Below are 17,697 nucleotides of genomic sequence, written 5' to 3'. Positions count from 1 at the left end.
CCCGGGCGACGGTCCCCCCTGCGAGCGGACGACGCCGCACGCGGACCGACCCTGGAGGGCACCCTGGTACCCATCGTCCGAGGACGCGTGCGCCCCCCGGCCACCGCGGCGCTAATCCTGCTCCTGCTCGCGCTCCTCCTCGTGCCGTCCGGGGCCGCCCGGGCCGCGGAGGACGAGGGCCCAGAGGGCCCGTACCTGGGGGCCCTGCTGGACTGGGGCACGGACACGGCGGCCGGCCACGCCGAGCGTCTCGGCGCGCCGGCGGCCGTCTACGGCAGGCCCGTCCCGCTGCCGATGGACGAGCAGGAGCAGGGCCACCTGCGGGACTACCTCTCCCAGGTCTCCGCGCAGGGCGCCCACGCCCTGCTCACCGTCCGCCCCGAGATCGCGCTGGACCGGGTGGACCAGGCGCAGGCCGCGGTCCTGGCAGGACAGCTCGCGGACGCCGCGGAGGGGTTCCCCGGCACGGTCTTCGTCCGCTTCGCCCCGCAGATGAACACCACCTGGGTGCCGTGGGGGCAGCAGCCCGAGGCGTACACGGAGGCGTTCCGCACGGTGGCGAGCGCGCTCGACGCCGAGCTCCCGGACCCGGTCATGGTCTGGTCGCCCACGGTCGGCACGGACTACCCCTTCCGGGATTCGTCCAGCGCCCCGGCGCGCAGCGGTGGACCGGCCGCCCCGGACACGAACGCCGACGGCGTCTGGGACCGGGAGGACGACCCCTACGGTCCCTACTACCCGGGCGACGACGTGGTCGACTGGGTGGGGCTGGTGGCCTATCTCGACGAGACCGGCACGGGTCCGGCCCGCAACGTCCTGCCGGAGGCCGGCTCGTTCGGCGCCATGCTGGGCTCCGGGGAGCCGGCCGGATCCGCGGGGCAGGACGACTTCTACGCCGCGTACGCCGTCGGCCGCGAGAAGCCGCTCATGGTGGAGACCGGCGCCTTCTACGATCCGGGGACGGACGGCCCGTCCGAGCGCGACATCAAGGAGGCCTGGTGGGACCAGGTGCTCGCGACGGTCGCCGCCGGCGACCACGACCGCATCCGCGCGATCGTGTGGAACGAGACGGTCGAGCAGCGCGACGACGGTGCGGTGACCGTCGACTGGCGCATCACGGCCGATCCCGGGCTGGCCGCGGCCGTCGGCGAGCGGCTCCGGGACTCCGCCCTGGTCAGCGGGCCGGTCACGGCGGCGGCGCCGCTCCCGGGCGCCGGTCCGGCGGCGGCGGGGGCCGTCCTCGAGGGGCCGGCCGCCTGGGGCGCGGCGGCGGCCGTGCTCGCCGCGGGCGCGCTCCTCTGGCTCCTGGCGCGGCGGGGGCCGGCCCGGGCCTGGGCGTACGCCGAGCCCGCCCCGCGCGACAGCCGGATCGACATGCTGCGGGGCCTCGCGATCGTGTTCGTCGTCGTCAACCACGTGGGCCTCACCTCGTTGTTCCAGCTGCTGACCCAGGAGACCGTGGGCGTGGTCTCGGGGGCCGAGCTGTTCGTCCTGCTCTCCGGGGCCGTGCTGGGGATGGTCTACGGGCCCCGGACGAAGGACGACCTGGGGACCGTCGTCGACCGCACCGCCGCGCGGGCGTGGAAGCTCTACGTCACCGCGCTGGTCGTCGTGCTGCTCGTCTACGGACTCAGCCTGCTGCCCTTCCTGGACGCGGGCGCCGTCACCACGTTCACCGACCAGGGCACCGGCGCCGCCGGCAGGGGGGCCTCCGGCGCCACGTACGACCTCTACGCGGGCATGGACGGGCTCCTCGAGTTCCCCGTCCGGGCCCAGCTGATCCCTGCCGTGCTGCTGCTGCAGGTGGGCCCGTGGCAGTTCAACATCATGGGTCTCTACGTGATCCTCCTCCTGGTGAGCCCCCTCGTGCTCGCCGCCCTGGCCCGAGGCTGGGCCTGGCTGGTCCTGCTGGTCAGCGCCGGGCTCTACGCCGCGGGCTCGGTCTTCCGGATCCGCCTTTTGCCCTCCCAGTTCGAGGACTCGTTCCCCCTGCTCGTGTGGCAGGTGCTCTTCGTGCTCGGCATGGTCACCGGGTTCTACCGGCGGCAGATCGTCACGTGGTTCGCCGACCGGCGCCGCCGGCCGCTGCTCGTCGCCTGCCTGCTGCTCGCCGTCGCCCTCGCCCTGTTCTCCTGGTCGAGTCCCTACGCCAGCAGCGCCTACGACGTCCGGCTGGCCCTGCTGCCGGAGCCGGCGTTCCGCACGGTCTACGACGCCTACTTCGGCCGGACCTACCTGGGGATCGGCCGGCTGCTGAACGTGCTCCTCGTGGTGATCGCCGGCTACGCCGTCCTCAGCGCCTACTGGAGGCCGCTCGAGCGCGCGCTCGGGTGGTTCCTCGTTCCGCTGGGACGGGCCACCCTCTACGTGTTCATCGTGCACGTGTTCCTGATCCTGGCCGTGGCCAACGTGCCCGCTCTCCAGCAGGGGGACGTGTGGCTCAACACCGCCGCCTACGTGGTGGTCCTCGGCCTGCTGTGGGTCATGGTCCGGACCCGGTTCCTCTTCCGGCTCGTCCCCCGGTGAGATGCAGCCGGCGGCCCCGGCCCGGCCCAGGCCGTGGTCCACTGCCGGCCCGCGTCGTTCCGTGACGGAGGGACCCCCCGTCCGGTCAGCGCGTATGACGCGGCCGGCGGGCGGGTGGGGGAGCGGCCGCCCGCGGGTGGTAGTTTGCGCTCGCTAATTCTCGTGGCCCCGTGCGAGACCCCCAGCGCGCTCGCCGTCGGCGGGGAGCCCGCTCCCGTCGGAAGAACCCCCATGCCTGCTTTCGTTCCCCCACGTGTCCTGTGCTCCCTCACCGCGGCCGCCGCCGCCGTGGCCCTGGGGCTCGTCGCCGTGCCCGCGGCGCACGCGGCACCCTCGGTCCACCTCCCGGCCGGACCGGCGGCGCTCGCCCCGGCCAAGAAGCCGGTCCCGACGGCCGCCGTCGTGCCGGCCGAGCCCCAGGTCCGCACGTGCCCCCTGCGCTTCGGCGTCGGCACGGCCGGTGGTCCCGCCGCCTCCACCGAGCTCGCCGAGGTGGCGTCCCTGGCCGGTGAGAAGCCGTCGATCGTCCTCTCCTACAAGGACTTCGCCCAGCCCGTTCCCTCCTGGGAGCTCGAACAGACCCGCGCGGCCGGGGCCACCACCCTGCTGACCTGGGAGCCGTGGGTCTGGGGCGGCGGGATCGACCAGCCGGCCCACTCCCTGGACGCGATCGCCTCCGGCGCCCACGACGCCCACATCACCGACTGGGCCACCCGCCTGGCCGACTGGGGATCCCCGGTGATGCTGCGCTTCGGCCACGAGATGAACGGGAACTGGTACCCGTGGGCCGAGGGGGTCAACGGCAACGGCGCCGGGGACTACGTCGCCGCCTGGCGCCACGTCCACGACATCTTTACCCGCGCGGGGGCCGACAACGTCCAGTGGGTCTGGAACCCGAACGTGCCCTACTACGGGTCCACGCCCCTGGACGGGCTCTACCCCGGCGCCGACTACGTCGACGTCGTGGCCCTGGACGGCTACAACTGGGGCACCTCCCAGAGCTGGTCCAGCTGGCAGCAGCCGTGGGACCTGTTCGCCTACGGCCTGTCCGAGATGCGGCGCCTGGCCCCGGGCAAGGAGATCGTCGTCGCCGAGACCGCCACCGCCGAGGCCGGCGGGTCCAAGGCCGAGTGGAACGCGCACCTGGTGTACTACCTCGCGCAGCAGCCCGACGTCACGGGGCTCGTCTGGTTCCACCTCGACAAGGAGGTGGACTGGCGGATCAACTCCTCCACCGCCTCGGCCCATGCCCTGGCCGCCGAGCTCGCCAAGCGCCCCTGCCCCTGAGCACCGCGGCGCCGCGCGCCACACCGGGTCATGCGAATCACAAAAGCAAACCGCGCGTGTAGCGTGACCCCCAACGACCGGCGCCGCGCCACCGCTCATCCGGAGGCGGCGCGGCGCCGGTCGGTCCCCCCAGGACCGTGTCGAGGAGTCCCCCCCATGGCAGTTCCCCTCACCCCGCCCCCCGGCCGCCGGCTCGGACCCGTCTGCGCGGCGCTGCTCGTCGTCGCGCTGGCGGGCTGCGCCGAGGACCGGGGGACCGGCACCACCGCGGCGTCCAGCGCGAGCCCGCCGGCGGCCACGGCCGGTTCCGCGCCCGCGTCGGGGGCGGACGGAAGCACGACGCCGGAGACGCCCCGCGACAGCCCGGCCCCGCCGGGCAACGACGTGGCCCCCTACGACGACACCGCCACCCGGGACGCCGCCGGATCCTTCGGCGCCGCCCAGCGGCTCGAGGACTCCCTCGAGGCGGTCGTGGAGGGCCCCCGCCCCGGCACCACCGGCGAGCGCCCCGTCCGGGCCGCCCCCGGCACCCCGGTGCAGGTGTTCACGCTGACCCTCACCAACACCGGGGCCGCCCCGGTCGACGCCGTGCCGTGGTCCTTCCCGGTCGCCGTCGACGGCGAGGCCCCGGCGCCCCCCGTCTTCGACGACTCGCTGGGCGTGCCGATGGAGACCTTCCCGACCATCGCCCCCGGCGGGAGCGCCTCCCTCGAGGTCGCCTTCTCCGCGGAGCACGACGCCGACCTGGCCGTCCGCGTCTTCGACAACACCACCCCCGACCACTACGTCGAGTTCACCGACTGAAGCCCAGCAAGGGACCCCCCATGAAGATCTCAGCTCTGCGCATCCCCGCCGCGGTCGCGGCCTGCTTCGCGGTCGTCCTCGCCGGTGCCCCGGGGGCGTCCGCGGCGCCGTCCGCGCCCGCCCCCGGCGTCTCGGCCGGTCCGACGACGACCCCCGGACCCACGGCGGGTGCCGTCGCGGCGACCGTGCGGCTCGAGCCGGTGGACGACGAGTCGACCGTGCCCGAGCGGGAGACCTCGCTCGTCGACGTCCTCGCCAACGACGGCCTCGAGGACCCCGCGACGGTGCGGCTCCTGCTCGTGGACCCCGCGGCCCGCGCGGCCGAGGACGAGCTCGTCGACGAGCTGCGCACGGATCTCGGGTCCCTGCGCGTGGTGTCCCCGGACACGGAGCCCGACGCCCTGCCCGAGGGCTGGGAGGTCCCGGACCACCCGGTCCTCGCCCTGACGCCCGCTCCGGACCGGCCCGCCGACGCCGCCTCGGTGGAGGTGGCCTACGCCGTGCTGGGCGCCGGGGGCGAGGCGGCCCGGGCCGTGCTCACGGTCGCCCCGGACCAGGAGGCCCCCGGGGCCTCCGCCGCGCCCACCGCCTCGGGGGAGCCGACGGAACCGGCGGTCCCGGCCGAGCCGACGGACGGCGCCGAGCCGACGACGGAGCCCTCCCCGGGCGCGGAGCCCGCCGAGGAGCGGCCGGCCGCACCGCGGCCGGAGTCGCAGGAGACCGCCGCCGCGGCCGCCGCGGAGAACGCGGACGTGCCCGCCGAGGTCCGGCAGGCCCTGGAGGCCGCCGCGGCCCGGGCGTCCGCCAGGACCGGGGAGCCGACCGGGGAGATGCGCCCCTGGAAGGGGGGCTGGGAGTGGCCGCACCAGAGGGGCGTGGTCCTCTGGTCCGAGGCGCACGGTGCGCACTTCGTGCAGCTGCGGGGCGCGATCGGGCACCGGTGGAGCTCCACGGGCGGCGTGGACGTGCTGGGCTGGCCCGTGGACGACGAGTCCTGCCTCCTGACGGGCGGCGGGTGCCGGCAGTCCTTCTCGAAGACCCGCACGATCTACTGGAGCTCCTCCACCGGGGCGCGGACCGTCAACACCCGGGGGGCGATCGGCCACCAGTGGGTGCTCGGCGGGCGCGAGGCCGGGGCCTACGGCTACCCCACGACCGACGAGGTCTGCGGGGCGGCCGGCGGGTGCCGCCAGTCCTTCGCGGGAGACCGGACGATCTACTGGACCTCGTCCACCGGGGCGCGGACCGTCAACACCCGGGGCGCGATCGGCCACAAGTGGGTCCTCGGCGGGCGCGAGGCCGGGAGCTACGGCTACCCCACGACCGACGAGGTCTGCGGGCTGGCCGGGGGCGGGTGCCGTCAGTCCTTCACCAAGGCGCACACGATCTACTGGAGCCCCGGGACGGGGGCCCGGGCGGTCAAGACGAAGGGCGCGATCGGGCAGCGGTGGATCGCCACGGGCCGCGAGCGGGGGTCGCTCGGCTACCCCGTCACGGACGAGGTCGGCACCGGCACCGTGCACCAGAAGTTCCAGCGGGGACTCGTCACCTGGAGCCGCGCCACCGGCGCCCGGACGCACCTGTTCCGCGGCGAGTGCCACCACCTCAACACGGGGCGCTCCGTGCAGCCGACCCGTAACGCGGCGCGCGTGTCCCTGACCATCGCCGAGGGCTACGGGCGCTCGCAGGCCACGTTCGTCAACTGCGTGCGGATCGGCGGAAGCTACGTCGAGGAGTGGCGGACGTCCGCCTACGTGGGGGCCAGCGGGTTCAAGCGGCCCGGGGTGCCCTCGGGGCACACGCAGTACCTGTTCTCCCCGCAGGGCTCGTACTCGGTCACGGAGTCCTTCGGGGTCTACAACCCGGGCACCGCGCTGCCCTACCGGCAGCTCAACCCCAGCTCCCGGTGGGGCGGCCGCCTGGGCACGCTCTACAACAAGTACTTCGAGTCCACCGGCTACACCTGGCCGGACGAGAACATGTGGTACTTCTCGCTGTCCGGCGACTACCGGCTCGGCGTGGTGATCAACTACAACCGCCCGCCCGACTCGTCCATCGTCCAGGGCAACGGCTTCGCGATCTTCCTGCACGCGAACAAGAAGCCCACGGCGGGGTGCATCGCCCTGCACGAGCACGAGGTCGCCCGGTACATGCGCACCGCGCGCCCCGGTGACCGGATCATCATGGGCGTCCGGGCGGACCTGTTCCGCTGACGGACCGGGGACGCCAGGAGGGGGACCGCGCGGCGCGCGGTCCCCCTCCGTCGTCGGTGCGGGTCACGGGCTACTCGACGGACTGCTCCACCCGGGCCTGCTCCCGGCGGCCCAGGGCCCACAGCACCAGCTCGCTCGGCACGGCGCGCAGCACGCGCACGGTCCCCGTCCTGCCGCGGCCGCCGCGCACCGCGCCGTAGGACGGGGCGATGAGCACCACGGTGTCCTCCTCGTCCTTGAGCACCACCTTGGCCAGCAGGCTCAGGGACCGCCACAGGGCCTGCTCCTCGTCGTGCAGCAGCGGGCGCTCGTGCCAGTCGGGCTGGGCCCGGCGGACGTCCTCGTGGTGGACGAAGTACTCCACGGTGTTGATCCGCTTGTCCACCGGTCCGAGCCGCGCGGGCGAGTACAGCGGCGGGTGCTCCACCTTCCGCACGAGCTCCTCCCAGGGCTGGCCGGCGACGGCCTGCTCGGCGCGGCGGGCGCGCTCGCCCAGCACGGGCACCCGCGGGAGCACCTGGCCGGCCAGGACGTCCGGCCGCCCGGAGCGCACGACGAGGTGCACGGCGAGGTCGCGGGTCCTCCAGCCCTCGCACAGGGTCGGGGCGTCGGGGCCCAGTCGGCGCAGGAGCGCGGCGAGGTGCCGGCGCTCGACGTTGGCGAAATTGGTCACGTGGATCCTCCTCGTGGCGCCGCCGTCGGTCGGCGGGGCCGTCCTGATGTCCACGCTATACCGGGTGCGTGCCCGCCAGGAACCGGCGCGGCCGGGCCGGGCTCAGCCGCGGGGGACGGGCGGGCCCAGGTACAGGAGCACCGAGGTGAGGCCCGCCACCACGACCGCGCCCGCCGCCACGGCCAGCCATGGGCTGCGGAGGGACCAGGTCTCCAGCCGCTCCGGCACGGTGGTGGGACGGTCGCCGCCGGGGGCCAGGCGCCAGCCGCCGTCGAGCCGGCCCGTGCGCTCGGCGCGGCGCTCGAAGGGGATCGTGGCCCAGGGGACGACCGCGCTGGCCAGGCCCAGGGCCCCGAAGCCCGCCGACCACCGCTGGTCCACCCAGACGAAGCAGGTCACCACGCAGTAGCCGAGGAACACGACCCCGTGCAGCATGCCGAAGACGGGCACGAAGGCATCCGAGACCCCCGTGTACTTCAGGACCATGCCGAGGATCAGCAGCGTCCAGGTCACCGCCTCGGCGAGGGCGAAGCGGCCGTAGAGCTCACGGGGTGTCATGGGTGGTGCTCTCCTGCACGTCGAGGGGCTGCTGGTCGGTGGGGGCGTCGTCGGGGACCGCCGGAGCCGCGAACTGGCTCGCGTGCAGCGCGGCGTACGCGCCCCGGGCGGCGAGCAGGTCGTCGTGGGCGCCCCGCTCCACGATCCGGCCGTCCTCCATCACCAGGATGATATCCGCGTCGCGGACGGTGGAGAGACGGTGCGCGATGACGAACGAGGTCCGGTCGCTGCGCAGCGCGGCCATGGCCTGCTGCACGAGCACCTCGGTGCGGGTGTCCACCGAGGACGTCGCCTCGTCCAGGATCAGCAGGGAGGGGTCGGACAGGAAGGCCCGGGCGATGGTGATGAGCTGCCGCTCGCCCACGGACACGTTGCTGCCCTCCGGGTCGATCACGGTGTCGTAGCCCTCCGGCAGCGCGCGCACGAAGCGGTCCACGAGGGTCGCCCGGGCGGCCTCGAGCACCTCCTCGTCCGTGGCGTCCAGCCGTCCGTAGCGGATGTTCTCCCGGATGGTCCCGCCGAACAGCCAGGCGTCCTGCAGGACCATCCCGACCCGGGAGCGCAGCTCGGCGCGGGAGAGGTCGGTGATGTCCACGCCGTCCAGCGTGATCCGCCCGGCGTCGAGCTCGTAGAAGCGCAGCACCAGGTTCACGAGCGTCGTCTTGCCGGCGCCGGTGGGCCCCACGACGGCCACGGTCCGGCCGGGGAGCGCCTCGAAGGTCAGGTCCTGGAGGAGCGGGGCCCCCGGGACGTAGGAGAAGGAGACGTGCTCGAAGCGCACCCGGCCGGGGGACCGTTCGGGCAGGCGGGCGCGGGCGGTGTCGGCCTGCTGCTCCGGGGCGTCGAGCAGCTCGAAGGCGCGCTCCGCGGAGGCCACCCCGGACTGCAGGGTGTTGGCCATGCCCGCCATCTGGGACAGGGGCTGGGTGAACTCCCGCGAGTACTGGATGAACGCGGTCGCCGCCCCGAGGCTCAGCTGCCCGGAGGCCACGCGCAGCCCGCCGAGCACGGCGATGCCGACGTAGGAGAGGTAGGAGATGAACTGCATGACGGGCATGATCGTGCCGGAGACGAACTGTGCCCCGAAGGCCGCCCGGTACAGCTCCTCGTTGCGCTCGTCGAAGCGCTCGGCCATCTCCTGCTCGCGGCCGAAGACCCTGATCAGCTCGTGGCCGGAGAACGAGTCCTCGATGTGCCCGTTGAGGGCGCCGGTGGCGCGCCACTGCTCCGTGAACAGGCGCTGGGCGCGCACCCCGATGAACCCGGCGGCCCCCGCGGACAGGGGGAGGGCGACGAGGGCCACGAGCGCCAACTGCCACGACACCACGAACATCATGATCACGATGCCCACCACCGTGAGCAGGGACTGGACCAGCTGGGCGAAGGAGTGCTGCAGCGCCGTCTGGACGTTGTCGACGTCGTTGGTCACCCGCGAGAGCACGTCCCCGCGCTCACGGGTGTCGAACCACCCCAGCGGCAGCCGGTTCAGCTTGTCCTCGACCGCGCTGCGCAGGTCGTGGACCACCTGCATGACCAGGCGGTTGAGCAGCCAGCCCTGCGCCCACATCAGCAGCGAGGCCACCAGGTACATGACCAGCACCGCCGCGATCAGCCGGGCGAGCGCGGAGAAGTCGATGCCCGCCCCGGGGACGACGTCCGCGGCGGAGACCAGGTCCGCGAGGTTCTGCTCGCCCCGGTCCCGCAGGTCCTGGGCCACCTCCTCCCGTGTCGCGCCCGCGGGCATGTCCCGGCCGAGCACCCCCGTGAAGATCACGTCCATCGCCCGGCCCAGGACGAGCGGGGCCCAGACGTTGAGCGCCACGGACACGGTCCCGGCCAGGAGGACGAGCGCCAGCGCCCGCCGCTGCGGGGCGAGCAGGCCCAGCAGCCGTCCGGCGGAGGACCAGAAGTGCTGGGGCCTGCGCGGCGGGGCGGGCGCGGCCATCAGGCCACCTCCTCCGCGCGGGTCTGCGACTCGACGATCTCCCGGTAGGTGCCGGAGGAGGCCAGCAGCTCGTCGTGGGTCCCGCGCGCCGTGATCCGCCCGGCGTCCAGGACGAGGATCTGGTCCGCGTCCCGGACGGTGGACACGCGCTGGGCCACGACCAGGACGGTCGCGTCCCGGGTGGCCGGCACGAGGGCGGCGCGCAGCCGGGCGTCGGTGGCCACGTCCAGGGCGGAGAACGAGTCGTCGAAGAGGTACACCACCGGGCGGGCCACCAGCGCCCGTGCGATGCACAGCCGCTGCCGCTGCCCGCCGGAGACGTTGACGCCGCCCTGGGCGATCGGGGCCTCGAGCCCCCCGGGCATCCGGCGGACGAAGTCCTCCGCCTGCGCGGTGCGCAGCGCGGTCCAGAGCTCCTCGTCCGTCGCCCCGGCGTCCCCGAGCCGGAGGTTGGAGGCCACGGTGCCGGAGAACAGGTACGGCCGCTGCGGCACGAGGGCCACCCGGGCGGCGATCTGCTCGTGGGACAGCCGGGGCAGCGGGACGCCGTCGAGCTCCACCGTGCCCCCGGTGGGGTCCAGCAGCCGGGGGACGAGGTGCAGGAGGGTGGACTTGCCCGACCCGGTGGCGCCGACGACGGCGGTCGTCCGGCCCGGCCCGGCCCGGAAGCCCACGCCCTCCAGCACGGGCAGCTCCGCCCCGGGGTACCGGAACGTCACGTCGCGCAGCTCCACCGCACCGGTCCGGGAGGCCGGGACCACGGGCTCGGCGGGCTCCCGCAGGGAGGGCTCGGTGCGCAGCACCTCGGTGATGCGCTCGGCGCACACCATGGCGCGCGGGACCATCATCACCATGAACGTCCCCATCATCACGGCCGTCAGGATCTGCAGGAGGTACTGCAGGAACGCGGTGAGCGAGCCGACCTGGATCTGCCCGGCCCCCACCCGCTGGCCGCCGAACCACAGCACGGCGGCGGTGGCCAGGTGCAGGATCATGGTGATGACCGGGAACATCAGCACGAACAGGGAGCCGATGCGCACCGACACGTCGGTGAGCTCCCGGTTGGCGGCCGCGAAGCGGCGGCGCTCGTGGTCCTCCCGCACGAAGGCCCGCACCACCCGGATGCCGACGATCTGTTCGCGCAGCACCGCGTTGATCCGGTCGATCCGCCCCTGCATGAGCCGGAAGAGGGGCATGAGCAGGCCCACCAGCACGCCCACCGCGATCCCGAGCACGGGCACCGACACCCACACGAGCCAGGAGAGCCCGGCGTCCTCCCGGAGGGCCATCACGATCCCGCCGGCGCACATGATGGGCGCCGCCACCATGAAGTTGAGCCCCATGAGCACGAGCATCTGGATCTGCTGGACGTCGTTGGTGCCCCGCGTGATGAGGGTGGGGGCCCCGAAGCCGTTGACCTCGCGGGAGCCGAAGGAGCCGACCTGCCGGTGCACGGCGCGGCGGAGGTCGCGGCCGGTGCCCATCGCCGCCCGGGCCGCGCAGTACACCGCGGCGACGGCGGCCGCGACCTGCAGGAGCGCCACGCCGAGCATCACCTCCCCGACGCGCAGGATCAGGCCGGTGTCACCCCGGACGACGCCCTCGTCGATGATCCGGGCGTTGAGGCTCGGCAGCAGCAGCGCGGCGATCGTGGCGACCAGCTGGAGCGCGACGACGGCCAGGACCCACGGCAGGTAGCGGCCGGTGTGCTGCCGGACGAGGCGGAGAAGCATGGGCGTCCGCTCCTGGTGGCGGGACGGGCGGGGTGGGCCGGACGGTCCGTGATCCAGGCTACGCCGGGACGCGGACACCGTGGCCCGCCCGGTCGGCCGGGGCCTCGCCGCCGATTGTGGCCTTTCGTGAAGTGGATCACCACAACCCCTGGTAAAACCACACGAACTCACATAAACTCAAGGGAACGCAAGGACAGTCCATCGTTCCCGTCCGTGAGGTGCACGCCATGTTCGCAGAAGAACGCCAGGCCGAGATCGCCGAGCTGGTGCTCACGACTCGCCGGGTCAACGGCGCGGACCTGGCACGTCGCTTCGACGTCACCATGGAGACGGTCCGCCGCGACCTCGCGGCCCTCGAGGCCGCGGGCAGGCTCCGCAGGGTGCACGGGGGCGCCGTCTCTGCGGACCAGTCGACGTCCGACGAGAAGGCCATCTCGTCCCGCAAGCACCTGAACACCCCGGAGAAGCGGCGGATCGCGCAGGCGGCGTTCGACCTCCTGCGCACCAGCGGGGCGGGGGCCGTCGTGCTCGACGCCGGCAGCACCGTCGAGGCCCTGGCCGACCTCATCGTCCGCACCGACTCCACCCTGTCGGACGGGCAGGAGCAGCTCATCATCACCCACGCCCTGCACATCGCCGCCAAGCTCGCCGACGCCTCGGGCATCGGGCTCGAGCTCGTCGGCGGGCGCGTCCGCAAGCTCACCTGGGCCGCCGCCGGCGGACGGGCCGCGGAGCACTACACCCGCCTGCGCCCGGACCTCGCGTTCGTGGGCTGCAACGGGATCCACGCCGCGTTCGGGCTGAGCACCCCGGACCCCATCGAGGCGGTCGTCAAGACCGCCATCATCCAGACCTCCCGCCGGGTCGTGGTCCTCTGCGACTCGGCCAAGCACGATCAGGAGACCCTCATGCGCTTCGCGTCGCTGGACGAGATCGACACCCTCATCACCGACCGGGCCCCCGGTCCCGAGCTGGCCGCCGCCCTCGAGGAGGCCGACGTCGAGGTGGTGATCGCGTGATCCTCACCGTCACCCTCAACCCGTCCCTCGACCGCACGGTCGAGCTCCCGGCGCCGCTGCGCCGCGGCGCCGTCCAGCGCGCCGACGGCGCCCGGCAGGACGCCGGCGGCAAGGGCGTGAACATCTCCCGGGCGCTGCGCGCAAGCGGCGTCCCGACCCTGGCCGTGCTGCCGGGCGACCCCGGCGATCCGCTGCTGGCGGAGCTCACCGCGGCCGAGGTCCCCTACGAGGCGGTCCCCGTGGGCGCCCCGATCCGCTCGAACATCACGATCACCGAGCCGGACGGCACCACCACCAAGATCAACGCCCCGGGTGCGCCGCTGGGCACCGAGCACGTCGACGCCGTCGTCGAGCTCCTGGTGGACCGCGGCGCGGACGCCTCCTGGGTGGTCCTGGCCGGCTCGCTGCCGCCCGGCGCCCCGGAGGACGTCTACGCCCGGATCGTCCGCCGGGTCCGCACGGCCCTGGGGGAGCGCTCGCCCCTGTTCGCCGTGGACACCTCCGGGGCGGCGCTGCAGGGCGCCGTGTCCGGCGACGACGCCCTGCCCGACCTCATCAAGCCCAACGGCGAGGAGCTCGCCGAGCTCGTCGGGACGGTCGACGGCGAACGGCTCGAGGCGGACCCCGACCTCGCGGCCGCCACCGCCGCCGCGCTCGTGGACCGCGGCCTGGGCGCGGTCCTCACGACCCTCGGGGCCGGCGGGGCCGTGCTCACCGTCCCGGAGGGCTCCTGGCACGCCGTCCACGCCCCCGTGGCCGTGCGCTCCACCGTGGGCGCCGGCGACAGCTCGCTCTCGGGCTACCTCATCGCCCAGGAGCGCGGGGACGCGGCGCCGGAGTGCCTGCGGCAGGCCGTGGCCTCCGGGTCCGCGGCGGCCGCGCTGCCGGGCACCCGGGTCCCCACCCTCTCCGAGACCACCCCCGAGGCGGTCACCGTGCGGGAGCTCCCCGCGCGCGCCGTCTCCGGCTGAACCGGACCACTCCACCCCACCTCATCCGAACCACCCGGGCCACCGGCCCGGCCGCTCAAGGAGGACATCGTGTCCGAGCTCATCACTCCCGACCTGGTCTCGCTCGACCAGGACCTGGGAGCAGACAAGGAATCCGTCATCGGCCGGCTCGCCGCCCTGGTGCAGCGCACCGGCCGCGCCGAGCAGCTCGACGGGCTGCTGGCGGACGCCATCGCCCGCGAGAACAAGACCGCCACCGGCATCCCCGGCGGCATCGCGATCCCGCACTGCCGCTCCGCCGCCGTGACCGAGCCGACCCTGGTCATGGCCCGGCTCGCGCAGGGCGTCCCCTGGGGCGCCAAGGACGGCCCCGCCGACATCGTCTTCTTCATCGCGGCGCCCGAGGGCGCCGACCAGACGCACCTGAAGCTGCTGGCCAAGCTCGCCCGCTCGCTGATGAAGAAGGACTTCGTGGCCGCCCTGCGCGCCGCGCGGTCCGAGCAGGAGGTCGTCCGGATCGTCGACGACGCGCTGGGGCTCGGCGGGACCGCCGAGGGCGCCTCCGCGACCGGCCCGGCGACCGCCGGCGCCACGTCCGCCGCCGCGGTGCCCGCCTCGGTCGACGCCCGGGCCGCGGACGGGGGCGCCGCGCCGGCGTCCGCCGCCCCGGCCGCGGGCGACGCCGGCCCGCACGCCGGCAAGAAGATCGTGGCCGTCACGGCCTGCCCCACCGGCATCGCCCACACCTACATGGCGGCGGACGGGCTGACCTACGCCGCCGAGGACATGGGGGTCGACCTCCAGGTCGAGACCCAGGGCTCCGCCGGCTTCACCAAGCTGGACCCCGCCACGATCGCCGCGGCGGACGCGGTGATCTTCGCGACCGACGTCGACGTCCGGGACCGCGCCCGGTTCGCCGGCAAGCCCTTCGTCGCCTCGCCGGTCAAGCGCGGCATCGACGAGCCGAAGGTCATGATCGAGGAGGCCCTCGCCAACGCCGGGAACCCGAACGCCCCGCGCGTGCAGGGAGGGGCCGGCGGGGACGCCGACCAGGGCGCCACCGGCGGCGCGAACGAGGGCTGGGGGACCCGCATCCGCAAGGCCGTGATGACCGGTGTCAGCTACATGATCCCGTTCGTGGCCGCGGGCGGGCTGCTCATGGCCTTCGGCTTCATGGTGGCCGGGGCGGACATCGCCAACATCGCCGACGACGTGCTGACCGGCTCCACCATCTGGAACCTCGGCGAGTTCACCCTCGCCCAGTACATCGGCGCGGTCCTGTTCAAGATGGGCAACCTGGCCATGAGCCTGCTGGTGCCCGCACTGGCCGGCTACATCGCCTACGGCCTGAGCGACCGTCCCGGCATCGCCCCGGGCTTCGCGGCCGGCCTGGTCGCGAACTTCATGGGCGCCGGGTTCCTCGGCGGCATCGTCGGCGGTCTGCTGGCCGGTCTCGCCGCCTACTGGCTGGCGCAGCCCCGGCTGCCCCGCTGGCTGGGCTCGCTGATGCCCGTGGTGATCATCCCGCTGCTCGCCACGATCTTCGCCGCGGGCCTGCTGCTGCTGGTCCTGGGCGGGCCGATCGCCACCTTCATGGCGTGGCTGACCGAGGTCCTCAACGGCATGACCGGTGCCAGTGCGCTGGCGCTCGGCGCGATCCTCGGCCTGATGATGGGCTCGGACCTGGGCGGGCCGATCAACAAGGTCGCCTACACGTTCGCCGCCGCCGGCCTCGGGGCCGCGACCGTCGCCAACACCGCCCCGCAGGAGATCATGGCCGCGGTCATCGCCGCCGGCATGGTGCCCCCGCTGGCCATGGCCCTCGCCTCGACGGTGGCCAAGCGCTACTTCACGGTGGCCGAGCGGGAGAACGGCAAGGCCGCGTGGCTGCTGGGAGCCTCCTTCATCTCCGAGGGCGCCATCCCGTTCGCCGCGGCCGACCCGCTGCGCGTGCTCCCCGCGTCCATGGTCGGCGGCGCCGTGACCGGCGCGATCAGCATGGCCACGGGCGTCACCTCCGCCGCGCCGCACGGCGGGGTGTGGATCCTGCCGGTGATCGGCAACCCGCTGATGTTCCTGCTCGCGGTGGTTGTCGGTACCGTGGTCACAGCAGGCATCGTCGTCGCCCTCAAGCACGTGGGCGGTGCGCACGGCCGGGTGGCCGACGCCACCCGCTCGCGCGAGGATGCCGCCGCTGTGCCGACCACCGCCTGAGCGGTGCGCACGGGCCCCGACCGGGGCCCGTGCGCACCGATCCGAGCCTTCTCGAGGAAGAGGAACACGATGCAGACACTGACAGGCGTGGGGGTGTGCGCGGGCCGCGTCATCGGCGAGCTCGTGAGCATGCCGGAGCCGGTCTCCGAGCCGGCCGCGGGGCTGATGCTGCGGGACGAGGAGCCCGAGGCGGCGGTGGCCCGGCTGCACACGGCCGCCGCCGCGGTCAAGGCCGAGCTCAAGCGCCGCGCCGAGGTGGCGACCGAGAAGGACGCCGCGGACGTGCTCAAGTCCACCGCGCTCATGGCGGGGGACAAGGCACTGCTGAAGAACGCCGCGAAGCTCGTCAACGGCAAGGGGCTCGCCCCCGAGCGCGCCCTGTGGGAGGCCGCGAGCGACTACGCGGACCAGATGCGCGCCCTGGGCGGGTACATGGCCGAGCGCGCCGCGGACATCGAGGACGTCCGGGCGCGGCTCGTGTCCCAGCTCCAGGGGCTGCCCATGCCGGGCGTGCCGCAGCGGGACGTCCCGTTCGTGCTGACCGCCGAAGACCTCGCGCCCGCCGACACGGCGACCCTGGACCCCGAGATGGTCCTGGCCCTCGTCACCTCCGGCGGCGGCCCGCAGTCCCACACGGCCATCCTGGCCCGCAACCTCGGGCTCCCCGCGGTCGTGGCGGCCCGGGGCGTCGAGGCGCTCGCCGACGGCACCCGCGTGTTCGTGGACGGCGCCACCGGTGAGATCCGCACCGAGCCCGGCGCGGACGAGCAGGAGCTCGTGGAGGCCTGGGTGCGCAGCGCCGCGGCGCGCGAGGCCTTCGACGGCCGCGGCGTGCTCTCGGACGGCACCGAGATCCCGCTGCTGGCCAACGTGGGCACCCCCGAGGACGCCCGCACGGCGGCCGGGGCCGGGGCCCAGGGCGTGGGGCTGCTGCGCACCGAGTTCTGCTTCCTGGGCCGGGACAAGGAGCCCTCGGTCGAGGAGCAGGTGGAGCAGTACACCGCGATCCTCGAGTCCTTCGCCGGCAAGAAGGTCGTGGTCCGCACGCTCGACGCCGGGGCGGACAAGCCGCTGCCCTTCCTCACCGACACCGCCGAGCCGAACCCCGCGCTCGGGGTCCGGGGCTACCGCACGGACCGCTCCGTGCCGGGCGTGCTCGCCCGGCAGCTCGAGGCGATCGCGCTGGCGGAGAAGGCCACGGACGCGGACGTGTGGGTCATGGCGCCGATGATCGCCACGCCCTCCGAGGCCCGGGACTTCGCCGTGATGGCGACCGCCGCAGGCCTGCGGGTGCCCGGGGTCATGGTCGAGACGCCGTCCGCGGCCGTCACCGCCGACCAGATCCTGCGCCACGTCAAGTTCGTGTCCCTGGGCACCAACGACCTGACCCAGTACACGATGGCCGCCGACCGGATGATGGGCTCCCTCGCGGAGCTCAACAACCCGTGGCAGCCCGCCGTGCTGCGGATGATCCGGTACACCGTGGAGGGCGCCCGCCGGGCCGAGTCCGAGGGCGCCGGTCCGCGCAACGTGGGCGTCTGCGGCGAGGCCGCGGCCGACCCCGCGCTCGCCGTGGTGCTCGTGGGCCTCGGGGTGCACACCCTGTCCATGAGCCCCCGCGGACTGGCCGCGGTCGCCGCCGTGCTGCGCAGCGTCGACCTCGCCACCGCCCAGGCCCTCGCCGAGGTCGCGATCGAGCAGCCCAGCGCGGAGGAGGCCGCCGCCGCCGTGCGGACCGAGCTCAGCGTGCTCGCCGAGCTCGGCCTCTGACCCAC

General features: G+C 74.4%; 12 protein-coding genes. 8 read left to right on the top strand and 4 right to left on the bottom strand.

Going from position 1 to position 17,697, the window contains the following annotated elements; translation table 11 throughout:
* The first annotated feature begins 87 nt into the window (after window positions 1-87).
* The 4 genes from opgC to RF640_RS11480 all read left to right on the top strand — a co-directional run bounded on the left by opgC (window position 88) and on the right by RF640_RS11480 (window position 6,830).
* Window positions 88-2,526, top strand: a complete 2,439-nt coding sequence (gene opgC / locus RF640_RS11495) for an OpgC domain-containing protein (RefSeq protein WP_109222499.1) — start codon at window positions 88-90, stop codon at window positions 2,524-2,526.
* A gap of 231 nt (window positions 2,527-2,757) precedes the next feature.
* Entirely contained in the window at window positions 2,758-3,813 is a 1,056-nt protein-coding gene (locus RF640_RS11490; protein ID WP_109222500.1) for a glycoside hydrolase family 26 protein, read from the top strand.
* 156 nt (window positions 3,814-3,969) lie between these two features.
* A complete protein-coding gene (locus RF640_RS11485) occupies window positions 3,970-4,617 on the top strand; it encodes a hypothetical protein (protein ID WP_095650820.1) in 648 nt (215 codons plus the stop codon).
* 20 nt (window positions 4,618-4,637) lie between these two features.
* The gene (locus RF640_RS11480) at window positions 4,638-6,830 is read left to right on the top strand and encodes a L,D-transpeptidase family protein (protein ID WP_109222501.1); all 2,193 of its coding nucleotides are present in this window, start codon (window positions 4,638-4,640) and stop codon (window positions 6,828-6,830) included.
* A 70-nt stretch (window positions 6,831-6,900) separates the two neighbouring features.
* Here RF640_RS11480 and RF640_RS11475 read toward each other — a convergent pair whose 3' ends face one another.
* From RF640_RS11475 to RF640_RS11460, 4 genes are all read right to left on the bottom strand, one after another.
* Complete coding sequence (locus RF640_RS11475; RefSeq protein ID WP_017832772.1) at window positions 6,901-7,503, bottom strand: TIGR03085 family metal-binding protein; 603 nt, start codon at window positions 7,501-7,503, stop codon at window positions 6,901-6,903.
* Window positions 7,504-7,605: 102 nt separating this feature from the next.
* On the bottom strand, window positions 7,606-8,061 hold the full coding sequence (locus tag RF640_RS11470; protein ID WP_368827895.1) for a DUF3817 domain-containing protein: 456 nt from the start codon (window positions 8,059-8,061) through the stop codon (window positions 7,606-7,608).
* Complete coding sequence (locus tag RF640_RS11465) at window positions 8,048-10,006, bottom strand: ABC transporter ATP-binding protein (RefSeq protein WP_109222502.1); 1,959 nt, start codon at window positions 10,004-10,006, stop codon at window positions 8,048-8,050. Before RF640_RS11465 ends, RF640_RS11470 begins: the two co-directional genes overlap by 14 nt.
* The gene (locus tag RF640_RS11460) at window positions 10,006-11,739 is read right to left on the bottom strand and encodes an ABC transporter ATP-binding protein (protein WP_109222503.1); all 1,734 of its coding nucleotides are present in this window, start codon (window positions 11,737-11,739) and stop codon (window positions 10,006-10,008) included. The genes RF640_RS11465 and RF640_RS11460 overlap by 1 nt, the downstream gene beginning before the upstream one ends.
* A gap of 227 nt (window positions 11,740-11,966) precedes the next feature.
* On the opposite strand from RF640_RS11460, the gene RF640_RS11455 reads away from it, so the two are divergent.
* From RF640_RS11455 to ptsP, 4 genes are all read left to right on the top strand, one after another.
* Window positions 11,967-12,758, top strand: a complete 792-nt coding sequence (locus RF640_RS11455; RefSeq protein ID WP_109222563.1) for a DeoR/GlpR family DNA-binding transcription regulator — start codon at window positions 11,967-11,969, stop codon at window positions 12,756-12,758.
* Complete coding sequence (locus RF640_RS11450) at window positions 12,755-13,729, top strand: 1-phosphofructokinase family hexose kinase (RefSeq protein WP_017832767.1); 975 nt, start codon at window positions 12,755-12,757, stop codon at window positions 13,727-13,729. Before RF640_RS11455 ends, RF640_RS11450 begins: the two co-directional genes overlap by 4 nt.
* A 69-nt stretch (window positions 13,730-13,798) precedes the next feature.
* Complete coding sequence (locus RF640_RS11445; RefSeq protein ID WP_095650825.1) at window positions 13,799-15,922, top strand: fructose-specific PTS transporter subunit EIIC; 2,124 nt, start codon at window positions 13,799-13,801, stop codon at window positions 15,920-15,922.
* A gap of 69 nt (window positions 15,923-15,991) precedes the next feature.
* Window positions 15,992-17,692, top strand: coding sequence for a phosphoenolpyruvate--protein phosphotransferase (ptsP, locus tag RF640_RS11440; protein WP_109222504.1), 1,701 nt, complete (start codon window positions 15,992-15,994; stop codon window positions 17,690-17,692).
* Window positions 17,693-17,697 lie beyond the last annotated feature (5 nt).

It is taken from the genome of Kocuria sp. CPCC 205231 (assembly GCF_040980965.1).
Lineage (GTDB): Bacteria > Actinomycetota > Actinomycetes > Actinomycetales > Micrococcaceae > Kocuria > Kocuria rosea.
This window is presented reverse-complemented; position numbering and strand designations above follow the sequence as displayed.